5 protein-coding genes are annotated in these 5,320 nt (G+C 52.6%); all 5 read right to left on the minus strand.

The window, feature by feature from the left end:
- Positions 1-563: 563 nt before the first annotated feature.
- Positions 564-1,409 carry a hypothetical protein gene (locus tag K0F88_RS31845; protein ID WP_219097855.1) on the minus strand — a complete coding sequence of 282 codons (846 nt, stop codon included), beginning with the start codon at positions 1,407-1,409 and terminating at the stop codon, positions 564-566.
- A 284-nt stretch (positions 1,410-1,693) separates the two neighbouring features.
- On the minus strand, positions 1,694-2,974 hold the full coding sequence (gene umuC, locus K0F88_RS31850) for a translesion error-prone DNA polymerase V subunit UmuC (protein WP_219097856.1): 1,281 nt from the start codon (positions 2,972-2,974) through the stop codon (positions 1,694-1,696).
- The gene (locus K0F88_RS31855) at positions 2,967-3,392 is read right to left on the minus strand and encodes a LexA family transcriptional regulator (protein ID WP_219097857.1); all 426 of its coding nucleotides are present in this window, start codon (positions 3,390-3,392) and stop codon (positions 2,967-2,969) included. The genes umuC and K0F88_RS31855 overlap by 8 nt, the downstream gene beginning before the upstream one ends.
- 372 nt (positions 3,393-3,764) lie before the next feature.
- Positions 3,765-4,532, minus strand: a complete 768-nt coding sequence (locus K0F88_RS31860) for a bifunctional 2-polyprenyl-6-hydroxyphenol methylase/3-demethylubiquinol 3-O-methyltransferase UbiG (RefSeq protein ID WP_219097858.1) — start codon at positions 4,530-4,532, stop codon at positions 3,765-3,767.
- Positions 4,533-4,673: 141 nt separating this feature from the next.
- Positions 4,674-5,320 (minus strand): calcium-binding protein (locus K0F88_RS31865; protein ID WP_219097859.1); only part of this gene is annotated, 647 nt, incomplete at its 5' end.

Consider the following 5,320-nt stretch of genomic DNA (forward strand, 5'->3'; position numbering starts at 1 on the left):
TGGGCCTCATTTTAAGGCTTGGAGGTGTCTACGAAACTAGGGGCGATTCAAACATCTGCGTTTCCATATCGACAGTGACTCCCTTTTAAGTCTCGTTCTCCCTGGCAAAGCGCCAGGAGAGACGAGTGAGCGAGGCGCCGTTTCAATCCAGGTTTATGGACTGAACCGACTCGGCCTGGTTCAAGATCGAACTCGATTACTTCGCCGCCTGGAGTTCCTCGGAGAGCTGGTCGTCGACCTGCAAGAAATCATCGGTGAATTGACTAACTTACCACTAGCAACTTTGCCCGGCCCAACGCTACACAATGTTCTCAAGCGCCTTGCGCTGATGCAGGACCGCACATTGTTGGAGATGGGAGAGATGGCCAAACCCGAGGCACCCTACTCAGAAATGGTCCGTACCTGGATCGAGAATTTCATGGCAAGACTGTCAACCTAGCGAGATCCACTCGCTTGGGTGGGGGCGCTCAACCTCGATGAAGAACTTGGCGCCCTTGCGGGCGCTCACAGTGGAGAAAAGCTGTCCAAGTCGGCGAAGCAACCGGCGACTCACTTCTTCGAATTTATATCTCACCGAGATTTTTGTACTCACACTCCAACGTTCTGAATTCCCGCGGTACCTGAACGTATTTCAGCAACGGGTACTTCTCAGGCTCAATATCTTCACTGGTGGTGATTTTAGGAGCGATCAGTATTTTGTTTCTGCTGCTGTCGAGATATAGCACGTCAAACTCGTCAGGTCGGACGTTGGTGCACGGTGAAAAACTATTGAAGTCAGCTGCGTGGGCAAATCTATAGAGCACCTCACCGCGACGCTCAGCTGATGCCATCACTTGTGTAACTACTATGGCAGTAATTAGGAATACCAAACAGTTTGATAAATGGCAAACCGCATAACCGGCGGTTCGTTGCCCTTTTCGACGCGCCTTGGAGTACAGGGCGAATAGAAAAAAAGACGCTAAAAAAATCAGGTAGAACATCAGTTCGAGCTTTGCCAAAGCATGCATGAATGTCGCTGCAGCCAATGTCATCGGTAGCAGAGACGGGTCAACGTGAAAAATCTGATTGACTTCCGCTTGAGCGTCGATTTTGGCGAAAACGCTTAGCCCACCTAAAAACACAGCCCAAATCAGCAAGCTCGATTTCAGGTGCATCAGCTTCTGCGTGAGCTTGATCTCGATAAGGCTCATCAGAATGTAGAAGCTGATAAGAATCGAGACTGTGGCTGAGAGGATAAATATTGTGGGGTGCGGCGTACTCGACCGGACCGCGAAGCCAGAAACTGCTACCAGAATAAACGCTACGAATGCCAGCGCACAGAGCGCCCTAACAGTCGCTATATGGCTCGGTGGCTTACTTTCAGATTCGGACGGGGTTATAGCTTGGTTCTGTTGGGAAATAGCCTGCATATGCAGTCGATCCTTGATCCGGGTTTAAGAGTGTCAGAGCAGCAGCCTTCCTACTCTCATCCTATCGGCACTCCCGACCGATGCTGAAGCGCCTGAAATTGCAACACCTCTCGAGCATGCCCATCGCCACTAAAAACACGCAGAATCTTCCGGCGGAACGCCCCAGCATGATCAGTTAATGACCAACAAGTGACAGGCTCTACGCTCTGCGCTTCTCAGGACATTATCCACAGATATACCCACTCATTTTGTGGATAGCTTTGTTGACGTGGGCCCTATATATCTCATCTGCACTGAACCGTCCAAAGCTGATCAATCCTCGTGGTAAAGCTCTGACTCATCATCTCCCGTCGCATCGCCCAATCAGGATTACTCGGCACGCTCGCCGCACGTAGCGTTCCCCTTCCCCACCGCCCATTAATCTTGTCCAACACGGCCATGACCTTAGTCGCCTCTGATGGCTGTGAGACGGCGAACAAATCATCCGTGTACTCGCCCGGTTGGCAAAGGTTGAGGAGCATGACCTCGGCTTTGCTGTACTTGAAACCTGGCCGGTACACACGCTCAAGCGCATCCACGGCTGCCTTGGTCAGCAGCCTCACATCGTCGGTGGGATAAGGCAGGTCCACCACTACCCCATTGGCGAACTTGGCTTCGTCGGGATTGAACATGCCCGTTCGGATGCTGACGCGGATTTTCTTGCACACCGAGCCTTGGGCTCGAAGCTTCTCCGACGCGCGCATCATGTAGGTCGCCACCGCCTCCTTGATCGGCGCCAACTCGGTGAGGCGCTTCCCGAACATACGGCTGCAGCAGATTTCCTGCTTCGGTGGATCAGGCTCATCCAATTCAAGGCAAGGCGTTCCAGCCAACTCCCTGGCGGTCTTCTCGATGACAACACTGAATTTCGTGCGCAGCATCCGCGGATCAGCCTTGGCCAAGTCCATGGCGGTTTTAACGCCCAGTGCGTCCAGGTGCATTTTCATGCGGCGACCGACACCCCACACCTCAGATACATCCGTGTTGCGCAGCACCCAATCGCGCTTGAAGGGGTCACAGATATCGACCACACCACCCGTTTCAGCTTGAAGGCGTTTTGCGGTGTGGTTCGCGAGCTTGGCCAGCGTCTTCGTATGTGCGATTCCTACGCCGACGGGTATGCCTGTGCAACGCAACACCTGACTACGAATCCGCCGCCCGAGTGCGTCCAGGTCGGAGATGCCCGTTAAATCAGCAAACGCCTCGTCGATGCTGTAGACCTCCACCGCCGGCACCATCGATTCGATTAACGTCATCACTCGCTCACTCATGTCTCCATACAGCGCATAGTTTGAGGAGAAAGGAACGATGCCGTGTTGCTTGAGTTTGTGCTTGATCTGGAAGTACGGCTCCCCCATTTTCACGAAGGGTTTGGCATCGTAACTGCGTGCGATCACACAGCCGTCGTTGTTGCTCAGCACTACGATGGGCACACGCGCTAAATCAGGTCGGAACACTCGCTCGCAACTGGCGTAGAAGCTGTTGCAATCGATCAGCGCAAACACCGGCACCAGCTTTTTAGACATGGCTGCGCACGCTGCTGGTGATCACACCCCAGATGGAAAGCTCGTCGCCTTCGAGAACGTATCGTGGTGGGTATTTTGGGTTCTCTGAAAGCAAGATCATCTGAGTACCGCGCTTGCAAAGGCGCTTGCACATGGGTTCGTTGTTCAGCAATGCCACCACGATGTCGTTGTGGCCAGCCTCCAATGCGCGATCGACGATGGCTAGATCACCGTCGAAGATTCCAACACCTTGCATGCTGTCACCCGCGATGGAGATCAGGTACACGTGTGGTGCCCGGATGTTCAGGATTTCGTCCAGGGAAATGTGCTGTTCTATGTGGTCAGCAGCGGGCGAAGGAAAGCCAGCGGGTACCCGAAAGGAGCAGTGGGGAAGCTTGATGCCTCCCTCAGTGAGTGGACCTAGGACGGTAAAGCTCATGGCGCAGCCTTCTACAAGTACTGTATTTTTGTACAGTTAACGTCTAAGTGGCTTACCAGTCAATTTTTCATGCAGGGGTTGCGACAAGCGGAATGTTGAGTGGCTAGGTGGAAAGGATTTGCGCGGAAAACAAGTCGCTCTGCGGTCAATTTTCTAAGGGGGTCATCAAGCGAAATGCGCCACTTGAGTGGGATTGCCGAATGGACACTTCAGGCCGGTAGAACGTACAACGCGCTGATTCAAAAAGGATCGTGGAACACACTTGTAGAGGAAGTAAAATCTTGAGTTCTCCAATCCAAAGGCCTCCAAAGCAGATGGAGAGACAAGAAGTCAAATCGCTACCGTGTACCCATCTGCTAAAGACGCCCCTCATCAGTTCACAGAAATATTCACCGCACTGAACACCCCTACTCCTTGTTCAGCATTTTGTATCGATTTTCCATATTGAATCTGTGAGGTACCAAGAGCCACACTAAACTTGCGAAACATTATGTCCTTGGTGACAAGCAAACCGCCTAGTTTCAGCTTCTCGTTATAGCCCTCAGCCCATCCTTGTCGATACTGATCCTTGGATGCCCAAGAAGAGATACCCGCTCGATCGACAAAATGCAGGGAAGATTTCGCTTTCAAAATCTCCTTTGAAAGAGCGACACAACGCTGATGGATCAACCATCTGTAATCTGCCGGGTCCCAATTTTCTGGTTCGCCTGCATGCTCGGCCAACGTTGCGTTGACAAATGCAGGGGTCGAACCGATCAGCCAACAAGTCATAGCGTTGAAGTAATCCGCGGGCAAGCGACTTGAAATCCCGACATCAAACACATCTCCCAGAACGATGTGCGCTTGGTGTTCCGTTGCCAGTCCTTCCGGTGTCAGATCATCGAGGGTATGTCGTTTTACTGAGATGCCCTGACTGAGAAGCAAATCATATGCAGCTTCAGCCATGTGCTCGTTTTGCTCGACAGAAACGACTGGATGGCCGGCTTGGATAAGCGCCAAAGTACTTGCACCGGAACCACAACCGATCTCAAGTACAGGCTGACGCTTAGGCAGGAAACTGGCCATCCATGCGTAATCGCCATGCTTAGCGAAACTGGACGCTTCAACTGCCCAGTTGGCTGCATATTGCGCTGGGGTCATAGGTCTGCTCAAACGCGGATCGTCCTTTGTAATCATTATCCCTCTCTGCTTCAGAATCATCGGGTGGGTACAGATGCTCCCCTCGCAATGTTTGTTTGCGCGGAAGCATCTTCTTATGTTTCTTTCGTATTTGATGGATCGCTATTTCCAGTTAGCAGCAAGCACAGAATCGAGCTGTGTTCGCTGGTCGCTGGTGAGGGTTGTCTCAGCCCCGGCTGCCACTCCAAAAGAAGCCATGGTGTCTACCAAGTTCTGAACCTGACTGTCCAAAAGCGTCCCTCCATTGGCCGTCTTGATCGCATCGACATGATAGGCACTGGATTGATACCAACTGCCAATAGTGACCTTCTCATCCCCACCAATGACACTAACCTCTAAGTCAAAACCGTTACGTCGGAACCACAGATCTTGTGGGCTAATGTCCGTACCGAACGCAAGCGTGTCAGTTGCGCTGCCCCCTGGATCGTATTCATTGATCGTGTCATGACCATCACCCCGGTTAAAAACGTAGGTGTCGGCGCCGTATCCGCCGGTTAAGGTGTCGTTACCTGCGCCACCGACCAAGGTATTGCCTGCAGAGCCGCTGGCAACTTTGATGATGTCATTACCCGCGTCGCCGTACAGCTGGTTGGCACCGGTACCTCCGTCCAGAGTATCGTTACCATTTTCTCCGTGGATGATGTCGTTGCCGGACCAGCCAAGCAATGTGTCCTCACCCGCAGTTCCTGCTTGATTCAACCCTGTCGAGGTCATGCCCGACCACGTCCAGAAGGTGCCATCAGCAAACT

The organism is Pseudomonas sp. UMAB-40 (assembly GCF_900095275.1).
Classification (GTDB): Bacteria; Pseudomonadota; Gammaproteobacteria; order Pseudomonadales; family Pseudomonadaceae; genus Aquipseudomonas; species Aquipseudomonas mandelii_B.

What these genes read in the sequence shown, in the direction of transcription:
- K0F88_RS31860 (WP_219097858.1), bottom strand. Translation starts at nt 4,532, where the DNA reads ATGACCCCAGCGCAATATGCAGCCAACTGGGCAGTTGAAGCGTCCAGT.
- umuC (WP_219097856.1), bottom strand. Translation starts at nt 2,974, where the DNA reads ATGTCTAAAAAGCTGGTGCCGGTGTTTGCGCTGATCGATTGCAACAGC.
- K0F88_RS31845 (WP_219097855.1), bottom strand. Translation starts at nt 1,409, where the DNA reads ATGCAGGCTATTTCCCAACAGAACCAAGCTATAACCCCGTCCGAATCT.
- K0F88_RS31855 (WP_219097857.1), bottom strand. Translation starts at nt 3,392, where the DNA reads ATGAGCTTTACCGTCCTAGGTCCACTCACTGAGGGAGGCATCAAGCTT.